Source organism: Larkinella terrae (assembly GCF_009668025.1).
In the GTDB taxonomy this organism is placed as follows: Bacteria; Bacteroidota; Bacteroidia; order Cytophagales; family Spirosomataceae; genus Larkinella; species Larkinella terrae.
In genome coordinates, this window is sequence record NZ_WJXZ01000014.1 from 1,221,974 (window position 1) to 1,247,935 (window position 25,962).

Here is a 25,962-nt window from a genome sequence, read left to right on the forward strand (position 1 = left end):
CAATGAAAAGACCCTTACGAAAAACGCTTTGGGGAGGTTTTCTATTCACCTTATTTTCCCTCACGAGTTTTCCGAACTGCGCCCAGACGTTTGCTCGCGTGCAGCAACCCGCATCCCGGCAGGAAAACGCTCCGGAAGTCCGCAAACTGCGCGATGTACTGAAGGATTTGAAAAACCATTACGGGGTCGATATTCTGTTCGAAGGTGGTTTGCTGGAGGGCGTTACGGTTCCGTCGGGCGCACTGAATCTGAACCGGAAACTGGAGTTTAATCTGGGCAAAGTGCTGAATTCGACCGGTTTATACTTCAAGAAAACGGCAAACGGTGCGTACCTGATTCTGGACAAAAAGCAGGACCGCCGGAATGCCGACGGCCCGGAAGTTTTGCAGAAAGCGACCGAAGCAAGCCCCGGTTCATTGACTCCGCTGACGGCCCAGATCCCTTCCGCTCCGGAGCCGGTTTCGTCTGGAGAAGAAAAAACGATTGATGATCAGGTGATTACGGGGGTCGTCAAAAGTGAAACCGGTTCGGGATTGCCCGGCGTCAGCATCGTCATTAAAAATACCACGCGCGGAACCACGACCGATGGCGATGGAAAATTCCGGCTCACTATTCCCAATAACCAGGTGACGCTGATTTTTTCCTTTGTGGGCTATCTGAATCAGGAACTGGAGGTCGGAAACCGAACGGTTTTCGATGTTCAACTGGCACCCGACACCAAAGCGCTGGGCGAAGTGGTGGTGGTGGGCTACGGCACCCGAACCAAAAGCTCGCTGACTGGTGCCATCGCGTCCGTCAAAGCCGATGAACTGAAAGCCACGCCGGTGGCCAACCTGGCGCAGGGGCTGCAGGGACGCGTGAGCGGGCTGGACATGCGGCAGAATTCGGGAACACCCGGTGGTAACATCAGCGTGCGCATCCGGGGCACCAATTCCATCAACGGGACTTCGGAACCGCTTTACGTGATCGATGGCATCCAGATTTCGGCTTCGTCGGGTGTCAATGCCGCCAATCCCCTTTCGCAGATCAACCCCTCCGACATCGAATCCGTGGAAGTGCTGAAAGACGCGGCTGCCACCGCCATTTACGGCGCGCGGGCGGCCAACGGCGTGGTGCTGATCACGACCAAACGCGGCAAGGACGGCGTGACGAACGTTTCCTACGACGGTTACATTGGCCAGCAGGCCACCACGCGGCAATTGGGCATCCTGAATGCGACGCAGTTTGCGGAGCTGGAAAACGCGACTTACAGCCCCACCGTCGTGTATCCGAACCCAGGCGCGGTGGGTGCCGGAACGAATTACCTGTATCTGATTTTTCGGAAAGCGATGATTCAGAATCACCAGTTGTCGGTCAACACCGGTACCAGCAAAACCCAGATTGCCCTCGGAGCGAATTATTTTAGCCAGGACGGCATCATCAAAAAAACGGATTACGAACGGTACGCGCTCCGGGCCAACATCGACCACCGGATCAGCGACCGGGTGAAAGTGGGCACGAGCCTGTATTACACCGTGACGGGCGAAAACCGGGTGAACGCGGGCGGAACGGGCGTCAACGTCACCAGCGCCCGGGAGGGGATTCTGGGCCGGGCGGTGGCGGCTCCGCCCACCTTGCGGCCGTACCGGGCCGATGGCAGCGTGTATTCTTTTGCCGATCAGTTCAACGGGCGTTACCGCGAAACCGTCAATCCGATGGGCGAACTGGCGAAGAAAAACTACACCAACGGAAACCGCTTTCTTGGGAATCTCTACCTGGAAGTCATGATTATCAAGGGCTTGACGTACCGGGCCAGCTTCAACGCCGATCTGTCGTCGAGTTTGCAGGAACAGTATTCACCCCGCTCCATTGTTGACTCAATTTCGTTGAACAACCCCAACGCCGTGAACGGTTCGGCGAGCAACAACAGCAGCTACGCCCGAACCTTGTTGCACGAAAGCATTCTGACCTACAAAAACCAGATTGGTCGCAACCACTCCCTCAACGCCACAGTCGTTTACGCGACGCAGTCGGATGTGTTGCAGCAAAACAACCAGACCGCATCAGGTTTTGGGAACGACTTCACCGAAAACTGGTCGACCGCGAATGCTACGGTGTATGCGCTCTCGAGTTTTCGGAACAAAAGCAGCCTGAGTTCGTGGCTAGGGCGGGTGGGATACGGTTTTAAGGACCGGTTTTTTCTGGACCTGACCGGTCGGGTCGATGGGTCCAGCAAATTTGGCGCAAACAACAAATACGGTTTTTTTCCGGCGGTGTCGGCGGCCTGGCGGGTGATTGAGGAGGAGTTTATGAAACCCGTCAAATTCATCAGCGACCTGAAACTGCGGGCCAGCTACGGCGTCACCGGGAATGCAGGGGCCATCGGGCCGTACCAGTCGCTGGCGACGGTGAGCGGGCAGGGCTACAACTACAATTTCAACAACGTCACCCAAACCGGTATCAACCCGAGTGGGATCGCCAACCCGGATCTGAAGTGGGAGCAAGCCACCCAGCTCGACATCGGTCTGGATGTGTCGTTCCTGAATAACCGCCTGAACGTTGTGGCCGATTATTACCACAAACGTACCGATAACCTGCTCTTTACCAAAGCCTTGCCGATGTCGTCGGGCTACACCACGATCACCGGGAATTACGGATCGATCCAGAACAAAGGGCTGGAACTGGGCCTAAACGGCAAGATTCTGACCGGGGCGGTTAAGTGGGAAGCGTCGGGGAATATCACGTTCAACAAAAACAAGGTGCTGGCGCTGGACGGCATTCAGAACGAAATTGCCCTGTCGAGCTACTCCATTCTGAAAGTTGGGTATCCGCTGGGCATCTACCGGACTTACATCCTGGACGGCATCAACCAGACCGGCGAAACCTTCCTGCCTGGTTACGACGCCCGAACGGGCGGTTTCAAGATCAAGGATGTGAATGGCGATGGGAAAATCAGCACGGACGATCAGGTGATTGTCGGCAATGCGCAACCCAAATACTTCTTCGGTTTTTCGACGCTGGTGAAATACCGGAATTTTGAGCTGAGCGGTTTTGTGCAGGGCGTACAGGGGAGTCGGCTGTTCAACGGGTTTCGCTTCACGTTCGAAACCCCATCCGGGCAGGTCAACCTGCTCGAAGGAACGGCCAACCGCTGGTCGGCGACCAACCCGAACAACGAGTATGTGAAACCGGCGCAGGGCACGAACCTGCCCGTTGGCGACCGCTGGGTGGAAGACAATTCCTACATCCGGGTCAAGAACCTGACACTGGCTTACAACCTGCCCCGCGTTAAATTCACCAAAGGCATTCGGGCGTATGTGGCTGGAAACAACCTTTTTACCCTGACCAAATACCAGGGCTGGGACCCCGAATCCAACAATTACGGCAGTGCCAACGCGCTCTTCTACGACAATGGGACGTATCCGGCCGCCAAATCCTACGTAGTGGGTCTTCAGTGCACCTTCTGATTCGAAAACCCTGACTTTTATGAAACGATCTTTTTCAAAATCCATTTTGGTGGCGGTTTTGGCGGCCTATTGTTCCAGCGCCTGCCAGGAATTAGACGAAACCGTGTATTCGTCGGTGATTACCAACAACTTCTACAAAAGCGCGCAGGACGCCGAAGCGGCTTTGACGGCGGCCTATGGCTCGATCAACGATCTGTTTGACCAGGCTCCGATTGTTTTTGCGGGCGATTTTGCCGGCGATCAGCTCTGGGTAAAACCGGTCGTGGGCCGCAATGTCTTTGCCGTTTACAGCTACGACACCGATTATTCGGGACCGAAAAGTTTTGGCCGCACCGCCGAAAGCCCCTACGGATTGTGGCAGTTCTGTTACAAAGGCATCGAAAACGCCAACTGGGTGATCGACCGGGTGCCGTCGATTGCCATGGAAACCAACCGTCGGAACGCCATTGTGGGCGAAGCCCTGTTTCTGCGGGCGTTCTACCATTTTACGCTGACCAAAAACTTCGGCGACGTGGTCATCCGGATTGCGCCCAGCCAGAGTGAATCGGACGCGCTGGTGGCCAAAAGTGCCAAAGCGGAGGTTTACAAACAGATTTTCAAGGATCTGGATGAGGCCATTGCCAAACTGCCTTCTTATTCTTCGTCTACGATCAAAGGCCGGGCTTCCAGAGAAGTCGCCATCGGTTTGTACGCCAAAGCGGCTTTGTACGCCGAGGATTGGACAACCGCCAAAACAAAGTCACTCGAAGTGATCAATTCGGGAAAATACGCGCTGATGCCGAATGCAGTCGATGTGTTTGACGTCGAAAAAGAGGATGCGGCCCGGCAGGAAAACATGTTTGCCTTTGAAGGCGACAATGCCACGCGGGCGCGCGGCACGACCTTGATGGGATTCTGCGGACCCGCCAACAGCGCCAGTCGCGATTACGGGAACACGACCTTCGGTTCCATTTTTGCCTTCCAGGCTTTCTACGATTCCTTTAATCCGGTTGACAAACGGCGGCAATTGCTGGACACGACGTTCATCAGCGTAGCGGGAAAAGTGGTGCCGCAGAAGGAAATTACGCCCTACACCGTAAAAGGCGTGCTGATCAAGAAATACATGGATAAAAACTCCGTTGGGGCCAAAGGGCGGAACAACGTTCCGATGCTGCGGTTGGCGGATTTGTACCTGATTGCGTCGGAAGCCGAAGCCCGGCTGAACGGGCCGACGGCGACGGCCTATCAATACATCAACGCGATTCGGACCCGGGCGGGGCTGGCCAATCTGCAAACCGGCCTGAGCAAAGACGATTTTATCAAGGCGGTTTTGCAGGAACGGAGTTGGGAGTTTTTTGCCGAAGGCGACCGCTGGTACGACCTGACCCGCACCAATACGTTTCTGACGGTGATTCCGAAAGCGGTCAACGAAGTGTATCCGACCCGGACGCCTTTGCCCAAACACCGTTATTATCCCATTCCGCTGGATGAAATTCGGGCAAACCCCAAATTGGAGCAAAACCCGGACTGGAAATGACGCGATTCCGGCAAAAAACGGCCAGCGGTTTTTTCGGGCTAATCCTGCTGCTGGTGAGTTCGTTTCCGACCAAAACCGCTGCGATTTCGGGGCAAAAATCATGGGCGGAAGACAGCCTGAATGTGGAGAAATCGCACCAGGAAATCTGGCACCGGTTTGTGGATGAACATTCCATTCTGATCGATTTTGCGGATTTCGACGGGCGGTTTGACCGCCCGACAGCGGCCGAGTTTCGGGAAAATAAACCCAACGCGCTCGGCTGGTGGACGCCCACCGAAAACGGTTCGATGTTCAACGGCTTGTACCTGGACGGTATCTGTCAGCGCTGGATGTACCGACGCAACGAAGCCGACCGGCGAAAAGCGAAGCGACTCGCGCAGGGGCTTCTGTTGCTGGCTTCGATTGGCGACACACCCGGTTTTATCGGACGGGGCGTGGCGACGGACGGCAAAACACCCCCGGCGATGGGTTCGAACGACCAGACCTCGCCCTGGTTTTACGGACTCTGGCGCTACCTCGATACCGGGTTGCCCGACCCGCCCGAACGGCGGCAGATTATTGCGAAGATGGTGAAGGTCGCCAACGCGCTGCTGGCCAACAACTGGCGGTTGCCGACCATGTCGTATTCGCCGTCAAAGTACCGCAATTCGTTTGCGACCTTCAATTGGGAGGGGGCACCCCGGCTGTTGTTTATCCTGAAAGCCATGCACCAGTTGACCGGCGACGCCAAATGGGAAAAGCTGTATCAGGACGCGGCCCGCGAAGTTGGCGGAGAACCCCGGCGGAGTCGGCTGCAGATCTGTGCGGAAGGCATGAAATTCGATGTTCCGAAGCAGTTTCGCTGGACGGGCGTGTCGAGTACCGTGGATGTGCGGGCGCTCTGGGAAATGGAGAAAGACCCCGACATGCGAAAAGCCTACGAAGAGGGTCTGAATGCCAGCGCGCGCAGTGCGGCCACCGGCATCACGCTCTGGCACCAGTTCGATCTTAACGACCAGAAACCGTTTCTGCACGACTGGCGGACACTGAACCAGTGGTGGAAACCGCAACACAGCGAACAGGACGCGCTGGATGTTTCGCAAACGGAGCTGAATGAACTGGTAAAGTTGTCTCCGCGCCGGAATCAGGAGCTGGGATTTGTCCGCGAACCGCTGTGGATGTCCTGGATTGTGACAATGGCGCCCGACCGCCAGCTGGTTGAGCAGCACCGTTCCGAAATCCGGGGTGCTTTGAGCCATTTCCGGGCCGACAAGCTCTATTATTCCCAATTCTTCCCCGCCGAAGCCGTCTGGTTTCGTCTTCAAAACAAGTGAATAATTAATTAGCCATGAAACAGCATTGGCGGTTTTTCGGGATCGGTTTTTTCGTTGGAATGGGTTTATCCATTGGCTCAGTTGCGGCTCAGAATCAGGCGGTTTTGCCTTCAGATGATTCGTTGCAACGGCAGATTGACCTGGCTCATCAGGAAATCAACAGGCGGTTTTTGAGTCCACAAACCGGCGTTCTGTACGATTATGCCGGTCGGGACGGAAATACGTTGATTCCAACGCCGGAGGAATGCCAGGCGGATCAACCGAACGGCTTGTCTTGGTGGTCACCGATTGAAAACGGAGCGTTTTTCAACGGGATTTACCTGGACGGACTGTGCAATCGCTGGAAACTGACAAGAAAGAAAGCCGACGCGGAGGAAGCCCGGAAAATCGCCAATGGACTGGTTTTGCTGGCATCGGTCGGAACCATACCCGGTTTTATTGCCCGCGGCATTTCGACCGACGGAAAAAGCCACCACGTCGCCGGTTCCGACGACCAGACCGGGCCCTGGTTCTACGGCATCTGGCGGTATGTCAAAAGCGGGATCCCCGACGCGGCCGAGAAAAAACGCCTGATCGGCCTGATGGAGCGAGTGGGGCAGGCGCTGGAAAAAACGAACTGGCAATTGCCGTGCGACCGGGACGGCTACGGTTTTCGGGGTAATCTGACCGACAAAGGCTGCCGGATTTCGGCGCGGCTGGTGTTTATTTACCGTGCCCTGTATGACGTGACCGGACACAAACGCTGGCTGGACGGCTACCACCAGCGACTGAACGAAATCCCCGAAGGCGACTCGCTCATTCGGCTGGAATTGTGTGCGCAGGGCATACCGTACGAAACCGCAAACCCGGAAAAAGGCAATAAAACCGAAAACGAATTCTGGATCACCGGTATTTCGCAAGCCAATCTGAAGGCTTTGTATGAAATGGAACAGGACCCGGTTTTGCGCGAAAAATTCCGGAAGGGCTTGACAATGAGCGCCGAGCTGGCGGTTTTGCATTTATCGCGGTACCGAAACTTCGACAACAATCACCAACTGACGTTCAACGAAAACTGGCGGCTGCTGAATACCGGGTGGAAACCGCAGCCCAACATTGCCACCACGCTTGAGGTGGCGCTGCAACAGGGGCGGGAGTGGAGTAGACAGTCGCCCGCACGGCCTTACGAAGACAAACACATGCGCGAACCGCTGTTTGCGGTTTGGGTGGTGCTGTTGTCCGGGAATAAAGAATTGATTGAGAAATACAAACCGGAGTTGAAAACCGCCCTGATGCATTACGACTGGAAACGTCTCTACACCGCCCGGTTTTTTGTCGTAATTCCGGCGTATTACGAAGCGATGGTGAACCGGTTATTTTAGACCTTTCATACGGATTAAATCGCTTCTATTGCCTGGAAACCGGTTGGCGAAAATTAAAAAAACCGCTACGTTTTGAAATATTTTGGGATTTATTACAAATTTGATAATAAATCCCAACGGAATGCTTCCCCAGAAACTCACCGATACCGAATTGTTAGACTTGCTCCGGGACGATGACGAGCAGGCTTTCAGGGAGTTGTACGATCGGTACTGGTACAAAATGTACGTGGTGGCGCACCGCAAACTCCGGCGGAAAGAAGTGGCGGAAGAACTGGCGCAGGAACTGTTTGTGATGCTCTGGCAAAAACGGGATTCGCTCCGAATCCTGAATGTACCGGCTTTTCTGGGCATCACGCTGAAAAACCTGATGGTGGATTACATCCGCCGGAACATTCTGGAAGAACACTACCTCGACCAGCTCCGGCAATTTTTCCCGACCGAAACGTTTACGACCACCGAAACCGTCCAACTGAACGAACTGACGGAAGCCATTCAGAACACGCTCGCGCAATTGCCCGAGAAAACCCGGGAGGTGTTCATCCTCCGGCGGTTTGAACAGCTTTCCATCCGTGAAATTGCCCAGCGGCTGGAGCTTTCCGAAAAAGCTATCGAATACCACCTTTCCCGTTCTACTACTTTTTTACGCCAGAACCTGCGCGATTTCGTCGCGGTTTGGGTGCTGTATTTTCTCTCCTGAGCGGTTTTTCGCTATCCGGCCAAAAAAATCTCAAAAAAATCGAATTTGGTCTTAGGGACTTTTCGGAGTTGTTCGTCTATGCCTTTTGAACGAACCACTCCGCCCGATGGATAGCGCCAAATACCAGGAATTGCTGGCTAAATACCTGAACGGTGACTGCTCCGACGAAGAGCGGGCGCTGATCGACGAATGGTATGCGTCACTGGATACTGAGGTTGAACTGCCTGCCACGGCCGACGAAAAGAAACAACTGCTGGCCCGCAACTGGCAGAATCTGAGCCACCGAGCGCTGAAACCAAAACCGGTCAAGTCGCTCCGTTTCCGGCCTTATTGGGCTGCCGCTGCGGTTCTGGCGGTTTTGCTCGGACTTGGCTGGTATTTCCAGATATGGAAAACCGGCGATCTCCCGGCCAGCCAGCCGGTGGTTTCCGACGCCCAACCGCCTTTCGTTGAACGGAGCAATACCGGACGAAAACCGGAACGGGTGATCCTGACTGACGGGAGCGTGGTGACGCTGGAACCCGGCAGCAAAATCCGGTACCCGGCTGCGTTTGCCGCGCAAAACCGGGAAGTGACGCTGACCGGCGAAGCTTTTTTTGAGGTGCAGAAAAATCCGAACAAACCGTTTCTGGTGTATTCGCACGACCTGATTACCAAAGTGTTGGGAACCAGTTTTCGCATCAAAGCCAATGCCGCCAACCGCAACATCACGGTTTCGGTTCGAACGGGGCGCGTATCGGTTTACTCACCGGCCCTGACCACGGCGGCCAAACCTAAGTCCGATCCAGAAACCATCGGTGTAGTGTTGACCCCCAATCAGCAGGTGACGTACCTGAACGAAGAACACCGGCTGGTGAAAACACTGGTTGAAAAACCGGCCATGCTGATTCAAAAGGCTGAAATTCCGTCGTTTACGTTTCAAAATGCGCCGATCTCGGTGTTGATGACGGCACTCGAAAAAACGTACGGAGTGGATGTTGTATACGACGAAGAGGTGATGAGTAAGTGCTTCATTACGACCTCGCTGGAGCAGGAAGACCTGTACGACAAACTCAACATTGTCTGTAAACTGCTGGGCGCGTCCTACAAAGTAATTGATGCGCAGATTGTGATTTCCGGTCCCGGTTGTCCGTAATCAGGGATAGCTGATTTCTAACGAACCAATTCCCGGTAACTTTTCAATGAACCATAAACGCCAATAAACCGAAAACCGTATACCAAAAACCGTAAACCAAAAAGAAGGTCGGCGATGGGTCCAAGCATCACCGACCGGATAAAGCCCAACCGCCGGATCGTGTTCCGACGCATCTTTTCAGATGTGCAGGGCTTCGTTGTCTTTGCCTAAATCCTCAAACAAAAACGTCCAAAGGTATGAAATTACCTCGAATCTCTCACGCATTCGTCCTTACCCTTATGCGTATTACGTTTACCCAACTGCTCTGCGCCCTATTCTTTGTAGGAGTCACCTACGCAAAAACCGCCCGAGCGCAGGCTTTGCTGGAGCAGCCTGTTACGCTGTCGGTTGATAATAAGGAAGTTAGTGTTGTTCTGGCCAAAATTGAAAAAGTAGCGAAAGTGACGTTTTCCTATATCCCGCAGCAAATTCAGGCCGACCGCCGGGTGTCGATCAACGTCACGAACCAGCCGCTGTCGGCGGTGTTGGACCAGCTTTTTCGGAACGCGGCCGTTAGTTATGAAGTCGTGGGACGAAAGCAGATTCTGCTCAGCAAACCGCCGGTTTCACCCCCCGCCGTCCCGGGCATTTCGCCGAAAAGTACCCAGCTCGAAATTGAAAAACCGCTCGACCGGGCGATCACCGGAAAAGTGACGGACGAAAAGGGCGAAGGGCTGCCAGGCGTCAGTGTGGTGGTCAAAAACACCAGCCGGGGCACCAGCACCGACGCCGACGGGCGGTTTAAGCTGAATGTGCCCGATGAGGCTACGACGCTGGTTTTTTCCTTTGTCGGGTACCTGAGCCAGGAAGCGACAATTGGCAACCGCACGACCATCGACCTGAATTTGAAAGTGGATACCAAAAGTCTGGAAGAAGTGGTGGTGGTCGGCTACGGAACCGTCAAGAAAAGTGACCTGACGGGCTCGCTGGCGCAGGTGAAAGCCAAAGAACTGAACGCTTTCCCGAACGGAAACGTATTGCAGGCGTTGTCGGGCCGGGCGGCCGGGGTGCAGGTTTTGCAGAACACAGGCGCACCGGGTGGCGGGGTCAGCGTTCGGATTCGGGGCACCAATTCCATTCAGGGCAGCAATGAGCCGCTGTACGTGGTGGACGGTTTTCCGATTTCGGGCAGTAACCCAACGGCGCTCAACAACGCTGATATTGAAAGCATTGAAATTCTGAAAGATGCCTCGGCCACAGCGATTTACGGTTCGCGGGGTGCCAATGGCGTTGTCATCATCACCACCAAGCGGGGAAAAACCGGTCGGACCAGCGTCGATTTCGAGACCAGTTACTCCAGCCAGAAACTGATCAAAAAGCTGGATCTGATGAACGCGAAAGAGTACGCGACGTTTTACAACGAGCAGGCTGTCAACGACAAGTTAACGCCTTATTTTACCCAGGCTCAGATTGACGGTTTTGGCAGCGGTTTCGACTGGCAGGATCTGGTTTTTCAGAAAGCGCCCATGGTCACCTCGGCGCTGAACATCAGCGGGGGAAATGAGAAAACCCAGTTTTCGTTGTCGGGGAGCGTTTTCAATCAGGCCGGTATCGTCAAAGGAAGTGATTACAAGCGGTATTCGCTCCGGGCCAACATCAGCCACGAAATCAGTAAGAAGTTCAGCGTCAACCTCTCCAGCACGCTGACGCGGCTCAACACGGGCCGTAAAGACAGCGGGGGCGGAAGCCGGGGAAACTCGATGATTTCGGCCGCCATTTCGGCTCCGCCGACGCTTTCGCCGTATAATGACGACGGCAGTTACCGCATCCTGGCAACGTCCTACCCGTTTGTGGCTACGGATTTGATCAATCCGCTGAATTTTATCAACGAACAAACCGACCTGATTCGGGCGAATCTCGCGCTGGTGAACGCGGCCCTGATTTTTAAACCGATTCCGGACCTGACCATCAAGATTTCGGGCGGTGTCGAAAACCGCGATGACCGGACGGATTCGTACCGAACCCGCAATTTCGTCAATTCCGCCGGGGTTGCCAATGTAAGTACCAGTCAGACAACCAGCCTGTTGAGTGAAAATACGATCAGTTATCTCAAGAAGTTTCAGAAACACTCGGTGTCGGCGGTGGCCGGTTTTACCTACCAGGATTTCGTAAATACCTCCCTGACCGGAACCGGCAACGGTTTTCTGAGCGACATTTTTGGAACCTATGACCTGAGTGCTGCGATTACGCCGGGCATTCCCAACTCCGGGTATTCCAAATCGGTTTTATTGTCGTACCTGGCGCGGGTCAATTACAGCTACGACAACAAATACCTGGTGACGGCCAGCTTTCGGCGCGACGGTTCGTCGAAGTACAGCGAAGGCAACAAATGGGGGGCTTTTCCGTCGGCGGCCCTGGCCTGGCGGGTTTCCAACGAAGATTTCCTGAAAGAAAACTCCCTCATTTCGGATCTGAAACTCCGGGCCAGCTGGGGGCTGACGGGCAGCCAGGCCATTGGCGCTTACGCGACGCTGAATCAGCTTACGTCGGGTAAAACCGTGTATGACAATACGCTTTATAACACCTTTTCGCCCGGCACGCGCCTGCCGGGAAACCTGAAATGGGAAACCACCGAACAGAAAGACATCGGCCTGGACCTCAGCATTCTGAAAAACCGGGTCAATTTCACCCTCGATTATTACGTCAAAAATACCCGTGATCTGCTCAATACCGTCGTTTTGCCGTCGTCGCTCGGGTTTACGAGCACCATTCAGAACGTCGGACAGGTGCAGAACAAAGGGGTTGAGATTGGGGTCGATACCCGGGTATTCACCGGCGATTTCAAATGGGACCTGAATGCCAATGTCTCGTTTAACCGGAATAAAGTGGTGAAACTTCAGGGGGGCGAAGACATTCTGGGTGGCAATATCAACGTCGTTGCCATCAATGACGTGACGAATATCCTGCGCGAAGGCCAGCCGATTGGGCGCTACTGGGGCTACGTGGAAGACGGGTACGACGACAAAGGCAAAATCAAGTACAAGGATGTCGACGGCGACGGCGCCATCACCATCAAGGACAAAACTTACATCGGCAATCCGAATCCTAATTTTACGTTCGGCCTGAACTCGGCCATGAGTTACAAGAACTTCGATCTGACGATCTTTCTGCAGGGCGTGCAGGGCAACGATCTGTTCAACGCCAGCTCGATTGTCAACACGATGGACTACGGTTTTGGTCTCAACATGCCGAAGGAGGTTTTTTACAACCACTGGTCGCCTACGAATTCGAACGCTAAATACCCGATTATCAGCAACTCCAGCCGGACGAGTGTCTCCAACCGCTACATCGAAGATGGTTCGTATCTGCGGCTGAAAAACATTCAGATTGCCTATAATTTCCCTCTCCAGACCTGGGGTGTCAACTGGATTCGGAGTGCGCAGCTGTATGCCAGTGGGCAGAATTTACTGACGTTCACGGAATACACGTGGTGGGACCCGGAAGTGAACTCAAAAGGAGGGTCCAATTCAACCGATCAGGGCTTTGATTTCAACACGTATCCATCCGCCAAATCCATCACATTCGGCGTTCGCGTCGGCTTTTAAAATTATTGAGTGAGTGTGTGATTGAGCGAATAGAAATGTCAACTCGATCAACAGATTCACTCAATCGCTCAATCACACAATCGCCATTGAAAAAATGAAAAAGATACTCCTATTCCTAATCATACCGCTGCTGATCACATCCTGCGAGGATGCCTTGGTGGAAGCACCGAAATCCATTGTTGTTGAAACGTTTTTCAACACGGCGAGCGAAGTCGAAACGGCGACCAACGCCATTTTTTCGCCCTTGCGGAATTCCAATTATTCGGTGTACGAAGCGACACTCGAGTGCATGGTCGACTACGCGTCGGGCCGGGGAAGCTGGGCACCGCTGGGTGATTATCAGGGTTTTAATGATGCCAATATTACGCGGGTGGCCGGTTTGTGGAATGCGTTTTACCTCAGCATCCGCAATGCCAATCTGGTGATCCAAAATGCACCGACCGGCAAGGCCATCAGCAAAGCCGATGCGGATCGCTTCGTGGCCGAATCCAGGTTTCTACGGGCTTTTAACTACTTTCAGCTCGTCCGGAACTGGGGGGGCGTGCCGCTGCGGACGGAAAGTAACATGACCGATATCAACCTGAAACGGAGTACGGCCGATGAGGTGTATAACCTGATTCTGGCCGACCTGAAAGAAGCCGAAACGACCCTGCCTGAAAAACCGGCCCAGATTGGACGGCCCACTAAATGGGCGGCCAAAACCATGCTGGCCGACGTATATCTGCAACTGGGCAAGTACGCCGAAGCGCGCGATAAAGCGGACGAAGTGATCAAATCCAATCAGTTTTCGCTGGTTCCGACGGCCACAAAAGCCGACATTCAGAACAAGGTTTACGGGCCGGATCTGGTGTCGACCACGGAGGAGATTTTTTACCTGAAATACGCCCGGCAGGTCAATCAGGGTAATTACATGCTCTGGATCAGCAACCACCCGGACACGAAATTATTCAACTTCGGCGGAGCCTACGTGATTTACGTCGATGTGACGAGCGCCTATTACAAATCCTGGGACACCGGCGATCTGCGGAGAAGTATGTGGGACCTGATCAATTTCGGTTTGGGAGCCAATACGCTCGTGAGTTCAAAATTCATCGATCAGGCGGCCGTGAGCCAGGTCGGAGCCGGAAACGACGACCCGGTTTACGGTTTTTCCGATGTGTTGCTCATCTATGCCGAAGCCTCGACCCGGGCCGGAAACGCGCCAACGGCCGCCGGTCTGGAGGCACTGAATCAGGTGCACCGCCGGGCGTATGGGAAAGCGCCCGCCGTTACGTCGTCGGTTGATTTTAAACTGGCCGATTACAATGCCACCACCTTCGTGGACCTGGTCATGCGGGAGCGAAGCTACGAATTTCAACTGGAAGGCAAACGCTGGCTGGACATCAAACGGTCGGGAAAAGTGAAGGAAATCATTCTGGCCGCCAAAGGAAAAACTGTGCTGGACAAACACCTCCTGTGGCCCATCCCGGTTTCGGAAATGAACTATAACAAAGCACTCAATCCCGCAACGGACCAGAATCCGGGGTATTGAAAACCTGAAAAACATGGAAAAAATAAAAAGAAGATCGGCTTTATCATCGCTGGGCGCGTTGTCGCTGGGCGTAGCGGCACCGGTTTTGTCGAAGGGTGAGGTGCTGAGCCATCCGTATAAACTCACGAAGCAAACCCTGAAAACCGACATTCTGGTGATCGGGGGCGGCACGGCGGGCGTGGTGGCGGCCATCCAGGCGGCCCGCGCCGGACGCAAAACAATCCTGGTCGAAAACGGCAGCCAGCTCGGCGGCACCACCACCACCGGCGGGGTGGCATATCCCGGTATTTTTTTCGCCTGGGGCAAACAGGTGATCGGCGGCATTGGCTGGGAAATGGTTCAGGAAGCGGTGGCGTTAAACGACGATACGCTGCCGGATTTTTCGATTCCCCACGGCAAAAACCACCCCCGGCATCAGGTCCGGTTGAACGGGCAGTTATACGCCATGCTGATCGAGGAAAAAGCCGTCGAAGCGGGGGTGCAGATACGGTTTTATGAAACGCCGACGAGTGCGGTTTTCCAAAAGGGTAACTGGATGGTGCAAACCGTTGGAAAAGGAACCAGCACCCAGATTGTCTGCAACCAGCTGATCGATTGCACGGGAAACGCCTATACTGCGTCGCTCGCCGGTTTTGATCTGTTGCGGGAAGCAACGACGCAGCCCGGAACGCTGATGTTTAAACTGGAAGGCTATGACTTTAAATCGCTGGATTTAAAGGTGATTAAAAGCCGGTATGACGAGGCTGTCGCGAAAGGGGAACTGGTCAAATCCGATTTTCGGAACAACATTGTCGGCCTGTTAAAAAGCGCGGGCGACAACATCCAGCACGTGCTGGGTGCCGATTCGACGACTTCCGAAACCCATACCGTTGCCAACCTGAAAGGACGCTCTTCGCTTTTGCAAACCCTGCGGTTTTTGCGAACGCTGCCCGGTTGCGAAAAAACCCGGCTGGCGGATGTCCAGAACGAAACCGCCGTGCGCGAAACCTACCGCATCGACGGGCATTATAAGATTACGCACGAGGATTACGTGACCGGAAAAATATTCGATGATTCGGTGTCGTATTCCTATTACCCGATCGATGTGCACGACGAAAATGGCGTGGTTCCCGACCACTTGAAAGAAGGCGTGGTACCGACGGTTCCGCTGCGGGCGCTGATTCCGAAAAACAGCCGGAATTTCCTGGTCGCCGGGCGGTGTGTGAGCAGCGACCGGCTGGCGAATTCGGCGCTTCGGGTGCAGGCTTCCTGCATGGCCATGGGGCAGGCCGCCGGAGCTGCTGCGGTTTTGGCGAGTATGCAAAACAAAACCCCGCTCGATGTCCCGATGAAAGACCTCCGGAAACTGATTGAAGAACACGGCGGAATTGTGCCGGTTTCGACGCAAAAAGGCTAACCCATCAGGATGCGACGGATTCACGGAATTGGTTTAATCAACGCGGTTTTTAGTGTAGCGATCCTGTTTTCGGGGTTTTTACAAGCGGCCCCTAAATCCCCTGAAGGGGACTTTTGGCATCGTATCGATTTGATATCCAAGTCCCCTTTAGGGGATTTAGGGGCTAAGCCATTCCAGAGTCGTGACCGGATTCGCTATTTCCACGCGCAGACGATTCTGCTGCAACCCGATACGGTTCAGGCGTTTGCAAGCCAGTTTCAAGACGATGCGGGTAACGATACGCTGTTTCAGATCCGCTCGAAGGAAGGTTATCCGATTTCGTATTTCCGGAAAATAAAAACCAGTGTTTGCTTCGATAATAAATGCCGCTTGCTGGATATTGTGCTGTACTGGAACGTCACCGGGCGGTATCTGGGATTTGAACTGCCCGAAGGCGAGTTCCTGAGCAAAACCGAACACGAGCCGTTTAAACCGGAAGAATACACGCGTCTGAATGACCTGCTGGCCGATCCGTTTTCGCCACTGGCCAATTTTTCGTACGAAGAGCTGGTGCCGAAAACCGATCCGGCGGCAGCGGGACTCGATGCGGTTTCGTCGGCTACTTCGAAAAACGTGCTCGATTACGTGGTCGTCGGAGCGGTGTATACGACCTATAAAATGTGGCATTTCGTGTACGGTTCGGCGCAGAAGGAAGTGATCAGCCTAACCGAGAAACGCCTGTCGCCCGGTTTTCTGTTGAAAATTCTGGAAAGCCCGGATTCTGGCGATAAAATCTGGGCGCTCAACCACATTCGGGGCCAGGTCGAACTGACGCCGGTTCTGCGAAATACCGTTCTTTCGTTCATCGACAACAACCGGTTTAATCTGGCCGAACGCGCCATCAATGCGCTGAGTCCGTCCGAATTGAAATCAGATTCGCTGCAGCAATTGCTGTTTCAAAAATTCCCTCAGGTCAATTACACGCTTAAGAATCTGATCGTTACGAAATTCAAAGATGCACCCCAGCTAACGAAAACCGTAAAAACCGCCCTGGCCATTCAGTTGAAATCGACTAATGGCGAGTTGCTGAGTAATATTCTGGACCTCTTCAAGCAGCAGAAAGTTGCGGACCCCGAAACCGGGCGGATCATCGCCGGTTTGCTCCGGAGTGAAAATAATTTCCTCGCGCAAAAAGCGTTTTCCTTCCTGAAAAGTGCGAATATTGACGACAAACAAGTCGTGGAGCAACTCAATGCTTACAAATCGAAACACCAGTTATAGCCCCAAAACCGCATGAACGGACTGACCATGCTGATCGTACTGTTGGGGTTGGCAGGTAAAAAACCGGCGGTTCCCCAACGGGCGGAGGTGCCGATGGTGACGCTGGAAGGCGAAACGCAGGGGACGACTTACCACATTAAATACCCGGACGAGCGGCAGCGCAACTTCAAAAAATCAGTCGATTCACTGCTGATGACGATCGACCGTTGCCTGTCGACCTACCGGCCCGATTCGGAGATTTCGGAGTTCAACCGCGCTGAGTCTCACCGGTTTCGGTTGCCGTATTTTTACCCGGTTCTCAAAAAATCGGAAGAAGTATACCGGGCCACTGATGGCGCTTTTGATCCGACAGTCAAACCGCTGGTCGAAGCGTATGAACAGGGGAAAAAGTCGCTTGAACTCTGGCTGCCCAATGTCGATTCCTTATTGCAATACGTTGGTTTCCAATACATAAAATACGATGCGGTTTCGGTTCGAAAGCTGAAAAAGAACGTTCGGCTGGATTTTAACGCGCTGGCGCAGGGCTACACCGTCGATGTGATTGCGGTTTTTCTGGAATCCAAAGGCATCAACCGCTACATGGTGGAAGTTGGCGGAGAGGTCCGGTGCCGGGGCGAACGCAGCCCGGGGCAATGGTGGAATGTCGGCATTGAAAGCCCCACACAGCCCGGCGGCTTGCAGACGACGATTCGGATGGCCAACCGGGCGATGGCGACTTCGGGGAATTACCGGAATCAGTACCGGCAAAACGGACAAACCTTCGGCCACATCATCAATCCGAAAGTCGGTTTCTCCCAACAAGGCGCTCTGCTGAGCGTTACGGTTTTTGCGCCGGATGCCATGACCGCCGACGCCTTTGCAACGGCTTTTATCGTCATGGGGCTGGACGAAAGCCAGCGGTTTCTGGCCAGCCACCGCGAGCTGGATGCCTTCCTGGTTTACAAAGATGAGTCGGACAGTCTGAAAACCGTTGCCACTCCCGGAATCAGGGAGTTCTTAAGCCATTAAAAACGGAGAATAAATGCAGGAAAACCGGTCGGAATGAGGAGTTTTTCGATCGGTTTGACTTCTCTTGCTGCTAAGCGGTTTTTTGGGTTTTATTACTACATTTACACGATTTATTCCAACCCCTCAACCTTACGGGTCGTTTATGAACTCAACTCGTTACTCATCTCTATTCCGGATGTCCCGCCGGGCTTTGGCCCTGTCTACCGCCGGACTCATCGTCGGGGGCGTTCTCATCGGCGCCTGGCAAAACGACAACCTCAATCAGGCTTCCCGTGCGTACCTCGACCGACTATTTGCCGGACTTTCGGATGATGACAAACACGATCCGAAATACGCGGTAGGTAGCCTGAATGTGGCGCCGGGGCTGGAAGCTACGCTCTTCGCTTCGGAACCGATGCTGAGTAACCCGACGAACATCGACGTCGATGCGCGGGGCCGGGTCTGGGTGTGTGAAGCCTATAATTACCGGGCCAACATTACCGGCAGCGCCACCCGCCCCGAAGGCGATCGCATTCTGATTCTGGAAGACAACAATGGCGACGGCAAAGCCGATGTCAGCAAGGTTTTTTACCAGGGGCCGGAGCTGGTTGCTCCGCTGGGCGTCTGGGTGCAGGGCAACAAGGTGATTGTGTCGGATAGCCCGAACGTGTACGTTTTTACGGACGAAAACGGCGACGACAAAGCCGATAAAAAAGAGATTTTATTTACGGGAATCAGCGGTGCCGACCACGACCACGGTTTGCATTCTTTCCTGTTCGGGCCGGATGGAAAGTGGTATTTCAACTTCGGGAACGAAGGCAAACAAATCAGGGACAAAGACGGCAAAGCCATTTTTGACCGCAATACCGGCAAGGAAATCGACCTGAAAAACTACCGTCAGGGCATGGTTTTTCGGTGTAATCCCGACGGCAGCGAAATGGAAGTGCTCGGCCAGAATTTCCGGAATAACTACGAAGTCGCGCTGGACTCATACGGAACCATGTGGCAGTCGGACAACGACGATGATGGCAACAAGGGCGTCCGGATCAACTACGTGATGGAGTACGGCAACTACGGTTATACCGACGAAATGACCGGCGCGGGCTGGCGCGTCAACCGGACCAATCTGGAACCCACCATTCCGCTGCAGCACTGGCACCTGAACGACCCCGGCGTGGTTCCGAATCTGCTGCAAACCGGTGCGGGTTCGCCAACCGGTATTATTCTTTACGAAGGAAAATTGTTGCCGCAAGTATTTCAGGGCCAGATCATTCACTGCGACGCGGGCCCGAATATCGTTCGGTCGTATCCCGTAACGAACGACGGCGCGGGTTACAAAGCGACGATTGTGCCGCTTCTGGAAGGCGCCCGTGATCAGTGGTTCCGGCCTTCGGATGTCTGCGTGGCCCCCGACGGTTCGCTGATTATTTCCGACTGGTACGATCCCGGTGTGGGTGGTCACCAGGCTGGTGACCTGAATCGGGGCCGGGTCTACCGCGTCGCTCCGCCGAATACGCCATATAAAATTCCGAAAGTCGATCTGGCCACCAACGCCGGAGCCATTGAAGCGTTGCAAAACCCGAACATGGCGATCCGGTCGGCAGCCTGGAACAAACTGCACGATCTGGGGGCAAAAGCAGAAAAAGACCTGGCGAAGCTGTACAATACGTCTCCCGATCCGCGCATGAAAGCCCGCGCGCTCTGGCTATTGAGCAAGTTATCCAATGGAAAGAAATACATCGAAACCGCCCTGAAAGATGCGAATCCGAATCTGAGGATCACTGGTTTACGGGCGGCCCGCGAGCTGAAAACCGATGTGATTCCGTACGTGAAGCAATTGATTAACGACACTGATCCGCAGGTGCGCCGGGAGTGCGCCATTGCCCTGCGTCGGAATAAATCACCCGAAGCACCGGATTTGTGGGCGCAACTGGCCGCCAAACACGACGGCAAAGACCGCTGGTACCTGGAAGCTCTGGGCATTGGTGCCGACGGCCAGTGGGATTCGTATTACAGCGCCTGGCTGAAACGGGCCGGGGCGAATCCGACGGCGACCGATGCCGGAAAAGACATTGTGTGGCGGGCCCGGACCAAAGAATCCGTACCGCTGCTGGCGAGTCTGGCGGGTGATTCAAAAACCGATCTGACGGGGCGTCTGCGGTATTTCCGGGCGTTCGATTTCAACCCCGGTTTGACCGAAAAATCGAATGCGCTGCTGACTTTGCTGAAAAACAACCCGAACGACGTTCAGATCACGAAACTGGCGCTGCGCCACCTCGATCAGGATTTTGTGAAGAAAACGCCGGAAGCGATGGCGGCTTTGACCAAATTGCTGGACGAAACCTACGGCAAACCCGAATACATGGAAATGGTGATGCGGTATGAACCCGTTGCCGAAAACCAGCGCCTGCTCGAACTGAGCAAAAAACAACCGAATGATCTGATGGGCCGTGATGCTACCCGGCAATTGCTGAAGCAGGGCGGGGGTAAGATGGTTTGGGACATTGTCGACGGCAGCAACCAGGACGCGGCTCTCGGAATGATATCCGCCCTGCGTTGGGTGGGCAGCAAAGAATCGCTGGACATGCTGCAAAAAGTGGCCCTGGATGATAACCGCCCGAGTCTGTTGCGGAAAGAAGCCACCCGCGCCATTGGCGGCAGCAACGACGGCGAAATGGTGATTCTGACGCTGTTGCGGGAAGGCAAGATCAAGCCGGAATACAAAACCGCAGCCGTACAGGGCGTCAGTACCACCTGGCGGAAAAAGGTCCGGATGGAAGCGGCCAGTTACCTCGACGGTGCGAAAGGAGCCGAAGGCAAGAAATTACCGGCCATTCCCGACCTGCTGGCCATGACCGGCGATGCCAGCCGGGGCGTGGCGCTTTTCAAAACAAACTGCTCGATTTGCCACCAGATTAACGGAGAAGGCATGGATTTTGGACCGAAACTCTCCGAAATCGGTAGCAAATTGCCGAAAGAAGGCCAATATTTGTCGATTCTTTATCCGGATGCCGGGATCAGCTTCGGGTACGAAGGCTTCGAGGTGAAACTCAAGGATGGTAGTACGGTTTCGGGCATCATTTCCAGCAAAACGGAAACCGATTTGCAGATGAAGTTTCCGGGTGGCGTTGTCACGAACTACAAGATGAGCGATGTGGCTTCCATGAAGCAGATGGATGCATCGATGATGCCTTCCGGTTTGCAGGAAAACATGTCGACGCAGGAATTGGTGGATTTAGTGGATTACTTGTCAAGTTTAAAAAGAAAATAGAAACCTTCCCTACTTATGATTCAACGTCGCGATTTTGTTAAATCAACGTTAGGTCTTGCCGGTGCCGCTTTGGCTGGTAAGGCCGTGGCCGGAAACGAGTCTGCACAACCCCGAACAGTGGCTAAAAACCAGTTCAAACTGCTGTATGCGCCCCACTTCGGCATGTTTACCAACAGCGCCGGAAAAGACCTGATCGACCAGCTGAAGTTCATGGCCGACAACGGTTTTCAGGCAATCGAGGACAACGGGATGATGGGCCGACCGGTTGAGGAACAGGAAAAAATTGCGAAGGAAATGGCGCGCCTGAACATGAAAATGGGCGTTTTTGTGGTCGATAAAGGCGGGAACGGACAAAACACCCTCGCGGCTGGGAATAAAGATTACGTCGACATTTTTCTGAACGGTTGCAAGCGGGCGGTGGATGTCGCCAAGCGTGTGAATACGAAGGTGATGACGGTGGTTCCCGGTGATTTTCAGCGCAATCTGCCCATCGGTATCCAGACCGGCCACGTCATCGACGCCTTGCGCCGGGGCGCGGATATTCTGGCTCCGCACGGCTTGACGATGGTGCTGGAACCGCTGAGCGATACGCCCAACCTGTTTTTACGGACGTCGGACCAGACCTACGAAATCTGCCGCGCGGTGAACAGCCCGGCCTGTAAAATTCTGTTCGATGTGTACCATATGCAGAAAAACGAAGGCCACGTGATTCCGCACATCGACTGGTGCTGGAGCGAAATCGGTTATTTCCAGATTGGCGACAATCCGGGCCGGAAGGAGCCAACAACGGGCGAAATCAATTACAAGAACATTTTCAAGCACTGTTACGAAAAAGCCAAAGCCGAAAACAAAGAGTTCATCTGGGGCATGGAACACGGGAATTCGCAGCCGGGTAAAGAAGGCGAAATTGCGCTGATCAAAGCTTACGTCGAGTCCGATAGCTTCGCAGTCTAACGGTTAAGTACCCAAGAACCACCCGGCGATCCATAGGTACGCGAAAAGCCCGGCCAACTGGTCGGGCTTCCTTTTTTGTAGAGCTTTTTTGCAGTTTCTTGGAAAACCGGTTACAGGACAACCACCGAATTTTCGTCCGCCGAAACGCCACTGGTTACATACTTATCAGCTTCCTGATCGTTCAGCCAGGTTTCGCCATCGATCAGGTACCGGAATTGACTTTCCTGACCTACCGGTAGTTCAACCGTCGTTTTATAAGAACCGTCTTTTTGTTTCTTCAGAGCAGTAGCCGAAGGATCCCAGCCGTTAAAATCACCAACCAGAGCAACCGCTGTAGCACCGTTAACGGCGTCAGCAGGGAGCGTAAACGTTACTTTGCAAATTGTAGGCTTGCTTTTTACATATTGTTTTGCAAGTGCCATATGGAGTAGTTTGTTTGGTTTACGGTTGCAAATTTATATGGAAAAATTAGTAATATAATGGTTATCAAAGTATTAAAACCGACTATTCTTGCAATTGTTCAATTCTTCGGTGCAATAATTTAAAAACCAAAGTACAAAAACTGACTTTTGCAATTAAACCGCTTTGAATAATGAAATGTTTAAGCGGGTAATGCCTGCCACCGGAATAATGGACAGCCGTTGCCGGACAACCGTTGCATGCTCCCTTGGTTATTATCGTACCGTATACCGAACGCCCAGAAAACCGCGGATTCCCTGGTTGGGCGCAAAGACATAATTGGGGTCGAACGTAAGCCGGTACGGATTGTCGGGCGTAGCCACCACCTGCCCGGTTCGGTCAAAAATGACGCGCTTGTCGAACGGATCGTTAGCCCGGGCGATGCTGTTGGCGGGGGGCGTAAAGTTCAGCAGATTTTTGACCCCGCCGTAAATCTCAAAACCGTTATCAAACTTCTTGGTCAACTGGATATTCTGAATGCTCCAGGTGGGCGAATACGGCGCGCGCGGATCGTCGGAACTCAGCCGGGGCAGCCGCATCGGGCCGTACAGATTCCCCGTGTAGTCAGCCGAAAAACCGCGTCCGAAATCATACGAGATGGTCCAGGTACCTGTCACGCGTTCGGTCAGCAACTGGCGGGTCCGGACGTCCCGACCGTCGGCCCCGGTTTCCACTTTATAAACATCCATGACCGTAAAACCGACATTGGCTTTCAGCGGGAAGCTGAAATTGGCGTCCAGATTGACACTGAACCCTTTGGAAGTCGAGTGACCTTTCAGGTTGTCAAAAAAGATTTTGTTGGGGTCGGTATCGTAATCGGCAATAATCCGGTTGGTGAAATAGGTGTAAAACAGCGACGCGTCGATGCCCAGAAAACCGCTGCCGAAAACGATCTGGCGCGTATAATTGAGATTCACATTCCAGCTCCGTTCGGGTTTCAGCTCGTCCTTCACCACCACCTGCCTGGCACCCGTCAGGGCCGCGTGGTCTTCGGTAAAAAGGTTGACAACCCGGTAACCGGTTCCGGCATTCAGCCGCACCACGTTGTCTTTGTTGGGCGCCCATTTGTACGAAAATCGGGGCGTCAGGATGTTGCCGTGCCGCGAATTGTAGTCGTACCTCAAGCCAATTAACAGTTTGTGCTGATCATTGAACGTAAACTCCGGCTGGGCAAAAATGCCGGGCAGCACGGTTCGGTCGGGCTGGTTAACCGGAACCGCATCGTTTGATTGCGTGGCCGGTGTGCTGTCGTCGTAAAACGTGTAACGAAACGGCGTTCCGACCAGCAAACTAAAGTGACTGTTGAAATCCTTGGTCCAAAGCAGTTGCGCAAAGAAAATCCGCTGCGTTGCAATGAAAGCCGTCGTGCCGTAATACGAGTTCTGGTGGTGGCTGTTGAACGACGACTGGAGCGTAATGTTTTCCGTGGTCGGTAACTGGTAGGAGCCGATCAGCTCCAGGCGTTTGGTGTAAATACTCTCCGCATAGAGGCTGTCGGTTCCGCGAAACTGCGGTGTCCAGTTGGTTTGCCCGCCCCAGCGATCTTCGTAAAAATACCGCCCCGCGATGCTGGCCTGGCGGTTTTCTTTCCGCTGAAACTGCCACTTGTTAAAAAGCGAAATCCGGTGCTGCAGCGTCACATCCGTAAAACCGTCGTTGTTTTTATCGATGGGTTTCTGATAATTGTAATAGTTCAGGCCAACCAGCGAATTGGCGCTCCCCGCCCGGAATTTCACGCCCAGATCCGCATTGTATTCCTGCCAGCTGGTTCCGAAAACGTCCGCTGTCACGGTAGGCGCTTTCAGGGGATTTTTCGTAATAATATTGATCAAACCGGCAACAGCTTCTGAGCCGTACAGAGTCGAAGCCGGTCCTTTCACCACCTCGACCCGCTCGACCAGTGAATTCGGAATGCCGGATAAGCCGTAAACAGTTGATAATGAACTCACAATCGGCATGCCGTCGAGCAGTACCATCGTGTAGGGGCCTTCAAGGCCGTTGATGTGGATATCGCCGGTATTGCAAACGTTGCAGTTCAGCTGCGGACGCACGCCGTTGATGGTTTGAAGAGCGTCGTAGATGTTGGGCGTGGGGTTTTTCTGGAAGAATTTTGGGGTGTAAATTTCCACCGGAACCGGACTTTCCAGCTTCGAAACTTCCTTCATCGTTCCCGTCACCACTACCTCACCCAGCGTGTTGGCGGCTTCGTGCAGGTCGATGTTCTGGGTAAAAGTCTGGCCAGCCGCCAGGTTGACGGTTCTCTGATACGTGTCGAAACCAACCTGCGAAACCACCAGTTGGTAGCGTCCCGCCGGAATGCCGGTGAGCTTAAATACGCCCGCGCTGTCGCTCAGCGTGCCGAAACGCGTTCCCTTTAACGCGACAGTCGTGAGTTCCAGCGGTTTTTGTTTGGCTAAAACTTTTCCCACAATTGTGGCGGTCGATTGGGCATTTATAGAAAGGGCACTGCATAGAAAAATCAGAACCGATAAGTATACCGTTTTTTGCATGGTTGTGTTGGATAGAAAGTAGGAGGGACCCGTTGTCGCGCAAACGCGATGACGCATGGATTTTGCACCACAACGCATCAGCGCCAATGACAACCGGGTAGTAAACAGGTAGTGATCAGGAAGAAATTATCCGACAACCGGCGGACCCCGATGGGAGAAGAAAGGGAAGAAGTGGGTGCTAATGCGCTGATAAAGAGCCAGGAAATACGGTAAAACCGGTATCGCCAGAACCGCGCAGGTAAACACAAACGGGACCAGGCCGTCGTAGAGGGCGTTGGTAAAGTTCTCGAGCCAGAACAACTCGCCGTAGGAGTGCGTGTTGGGCTGGTACGGGCTGTCGCCAATGGGTTTGAAAGGGTGCGCGTGGACGATAATCCGCCCGCTGGCGAGCCGGTGAGCGTGCCGGAAAACGACCGAATTGACCATCATCAAGCTGAATAAAATCAGCAGGACGCGGGCAATTTTTCGTCGATAAACCGGTAACCAGTGCATGACCCCTTATAACAAGTTGAGAAATGGTTTAGTAACCATTTTAGCAAAGATAG

The 25,962-nt window shown here is 53.8% G+C and carries 17 protein-coding genes; 13 read left to right on the forward strand and 4 right to left on the reverse strand.

What is annotated here, in order from left to right; genetic code table 11:
• Positions 1-2: 2 nt before the first annotated feature.
• From GJJ30_RS26675 to GJJ30_RS26700, 6 genes are all read left to right on the forward strand, one after another.
• Positions 3-3,446: a SusC/RagA family TonB-linked outer membrane protein gene (locus tag GJJ30_RS26675; RefSeq protein WP_229313442.1), complete on the forward strand. Its 3,444-nt coding sequence runs from the start codon at positions 3-5 to the stop codon at positions 3,444-3,446.
• A gap of 19 nt (positions 3,447-3,465) precedes the next feature.
• The gene (locus GJJ30_RS26680) at positions 3,466-4,962 is read left to right on the forward strand and encodes a RagB/SusD family nutrient uptake outer membrane protein (protein ID WP_154178207.1); all 1,497 of its coding nucleotides are present in this window, start codon (positions 3,466-3,468) and stop codon (positions 4,960-4,962) included.
• The gene (locus GJJ30_RS26685) at positions 4,959-6,275 is read left to right on the forward strand and encodes a hypothetical protein (protein ID WP_154178208.1); all 1,317 of its coding nucleotides are present in this window, start codon (positions 4,959-4,961) and stop codon (positions 6,273-6,275) included. Before GJJ30_RS26680 ends, GJJ30_RS26685 begins: the two co-directional genes overlap by 4 nt.
• Positions 6,276-6,289: 14 nt before the next feature.
• A complete protein-coding gene (locus tag GJJ30_RS26690; RefSeq protein WP_154178209.1) occupies positions 6,290-7,633 on the forward strand; it encodes a hypothetical protein in 1,344 nt (447 codons plus the stop codon).
• Between the two features lie 121 nt (positions 7,634-7,754).
• On the forward strand, positions 7,755-8,330 hold the full coding sequence (locus GJJ30_RS26695) for an RNA polymerase sigma-70 factor (protein WP_154178210.1): 576 nt from the start codon (positions 7,755-7,757) through the stop codon (positions 8,328-8,330).
• A gap of 85 nt (positions 8,331-8,415) precedes the next feature.
• Entirely contained in the window at positions 8,416-9,465 is a 1,050-nt protein-coding gene (locus GJJ30_RS26700) for a FecR family protein (RefSeq protein WP_154178211.1), read from the forward strand.
• A gap of 17 nt (positions 9,466-9,482) precedes the next feature.
• Here GJJ30_RS26700 and GJJ30_RS32225 read toward each other — a convergent pair whose 3' ends face one another.
• The gene (locus tag GJJ30_RS32225) at positions 9,483-9,638 is read right to left on the reverse strand and encodes a hypothetical protein (protein WP_154178212.1); all 156 of its coding nucleotides are present in this window, start codon (positions 9,636-9,638) and stop codon (positions 9,483-9,485) included.
• A gap of 105 nt (positions 9,639-9,743) precedes the next feature.
• Here GJJ30_RS32225 and GJJ30_RS26710 point away from each other — a divergent pair, with 105 nt between their 5' ends.
• From GJJ30_RS26710 to GJJ30_RS26740, 7 genes are all read left to right on the forward strand, one after another.
• The gene (locus GJJ30_RS26710) at positions 9,744-13,049 is read left to right on the forward strand and encodes a TonB-dependent receptor (protein ID WP_154178213.1); all 3,306 of its coding nucleotides are present in this window, start codon (positions 9,744-9,746) and stop codon (positions 13,047-13,049) included.
• A gap of 94 nt (positions 13,050-13,143) precedes the next feature.
• Positions 13,144-14,580 (forward strand): RagB/SusD family nutrient uptake outer membrane protein, encoded by a 1,437-nt coding sequence (locus tag GJJ30_RS26715; RefSeq protein ID WP_154178214.1) that lies wholly within the window; start codon positions 13,144-13,146, stop codon positions 14,578-14,580.
• 13 nt (positions 14,581-14,593) lie between these two features.
• Positions 14,594-15,976: an FAD-dependent oxidoreductase gene (locus tag GJJ30_RS26720; RefSeq protein WP_154178215.1), complete on the forward strand. Its 1,383-nt coding sequence runs from the start codon at positions 14,594-14,596 to the stop codon at positions 15,974-15,976.
• A 129-nt stretch (positions 15,977-16,105) separates the two neighbouring features.
• Complete coding sequence (locus GJJ30_RS26725; protein WP_154178216.1) at positions 16,106-17,236, forward strand: hypothetical protein; 1,131 nt, start codon at positions 16,106-16,108, stop codon at positions 17,234-17,236.
• Positions 17,237-17,248: 12 nt separating this feature from the next.
• On the forward strand, positions 17,249-18,244 hold the full coding sequence (locus tag GJJ30_RS26730) for an FAD:protein FMN transferase (protein ID WP_154178217.1): 996 nt from the start codon (positions 17,249-17,251) through the stop codon (positions 18,242-18,244).
• A gap of 142 nt (positions 18,245-18,386) precedes the next feature.
• The gene (locus GJJ30_RS26735; RefSeq protein ID WP_154178218.1) at positions 18,387-21,494 is read left to right on the forward strand and encodes a PVC-type heme-binding CxxCH protein; all 3,108 of its coding nucleotides are present in this window, start codon (positions 18,387-18,389) and stop codon (positions 21,492-21,494) included.
• An 18-nt stretch (positions 21,495-21,512) separates the two neighbouring features.
• Positions 21,513-22,448: a hydroxypyruvate isomerase family protein gene (locus tag GJJ30_RS26740; protein ID WP_310588423.1), complete on the forward strand. Its 936-nt coding sequence runs from the start codon at positions 21,513-21,515 to the stop codon at positions 22,446-22,448.
• Positions 22,449-22,558: 110 nt separating this feature from the next.
• On the opposite strand, the gene GJJ30_RS26745 is transcribed toward GJJ30_RS26740, so the two are convergent.
• The 3 genes from GJJ30_RS26745 to GJJ30_RS26755 form a co-directional block, all read right to left on the reverse strand.
• Positions 22,559-22,870, reverse strand: a complete 312-nt coding sequence (locus GJJ30_RS26745) for an isoamylase early set domain-containing protein (RefSeq protein ID WP_154178220.1) — start codon at positions 22,868-22,870, stop codon at positions 22,559-22,561.
• 252 nt (positions 22,871-23,122) lie between these two features.
• Complete coding sequence (locus tag GJJ30_RS26750) at positions 23,123-25,417, reverse strand: TonB-dependent receptor (RefSeq protein WP_154178221.1); 2,295 nt, start codon at positions 25,415-25,417, stop codon at positions 23,123-23,125.
• Between the two features lie 126 nt (positions 25,418-25,543).
• A complete protein-coding gene (locus tag GJJ30_RS26755) occupies positions 25,544-25,909 on the reverse strand; it encodes a DUF8478 family putative metalloprotein (RefSeq protein WP_154178222.1) in 366 nt (121 codons plus the stop codon).
• Positions 25,910-25,962: the final 53 nt, after the last annotated feature.

Coding starts and splice junctions, on each gene's coding strand:
- GJJ30_RS26695 (WP_154178210.1), top strand. CDS start 7,755: ATGCTTCCCCAGAAACTCACCGATACCGAATTGTTAGACTTGCTCCGG.
- GJJ30_RS26755 (WP_154178222.1), bottom strand. CDS start 25,909: ATGCACTGGTTACCGGTTTATCGACGAAAAATTGCCCGCGTCCTGCTG.
- GJJ30_RS26675 (WP_229313442.1), top strand. CDS start 3: ATGAAAAGACCCTTACGAAAAACGCTTTGGGGAGGTTTTCTATTCACC.
- GJJ30_RS32225 (WP_154178212.1), bottom strand. CDS start 9,638: ATGCGTCGGAACACGATCCGGCGGTTGGGCTTTATCCGGTCGGTGATG.
- GJJ30_RS26715 (WP_154178214.1), top strand. CDS start 13,144: ATGAAAAAGATACTCCTATTCCTAATCATACCGCTGCTGATCACATCC.
- GJJ30_RS26735 (WP_154178218.1), top strand. CDS start 18,387: ATGAACTCAACTCGTTACTCATCTCTATTCCGGATGTCCCGCCGGGCT.
- GJJ30_RS26720 (WP_154178215.1), top strand. CDS start 14,594: ATGGAAAAAATAAAAAGAAGATCGGCTTTATCATCGCTGGGCGCGTTG.
- GJJ30_RS26680 (WP_154178207.1), top strand. CDS start 3,466: ATGAAACGATCTTTTTCAAAATCCATTTTGGTGGCGGTTTTGGCGGCC.
- GJJ30_RS26745 (WP_154178220.1), bottom strand. CDS start 22,870: ATGGCACTTGCAAAACAATATGTAAAAAGCAAGCCTACAATTTGCAAA.
- GJJ30_RS26710 (WP_154178213.1), top strand. CDS start 9,744: ATGCGTATTACGTTTACCCAACTGCTCTGCGCCCTATTCTTTGTAGGA.
- GJJ30_RS26730 (WP_154178217.1), top strand. CDS start 17,249: ATGAACGGACTGACCATGCTGATCGTACTGTTGGGGTTGGCAGGTAAA.
- GJJ30_RS26750 (WP_154178221.1), bottom strand. CDS start 25,417: ATGCAAAAAACGGTATACTTATCGGTTCTGATTTTTCTATGCAGTGCC.
- GJJ30_RS26690 (WP_154178209.1), top strand. CDS start 6,290: ATGAAACAGCATTGGCGGTTTTTCGGGATCGGTTTTTTCGTTGGAATG.
- GJJ30_RS26685 (WP_154178208.1), top strand. CDS start 4,959: ATGACGCGATTCCGGCAAAAAACGGCCAGCGGTTTTTTCGGGCTAATC.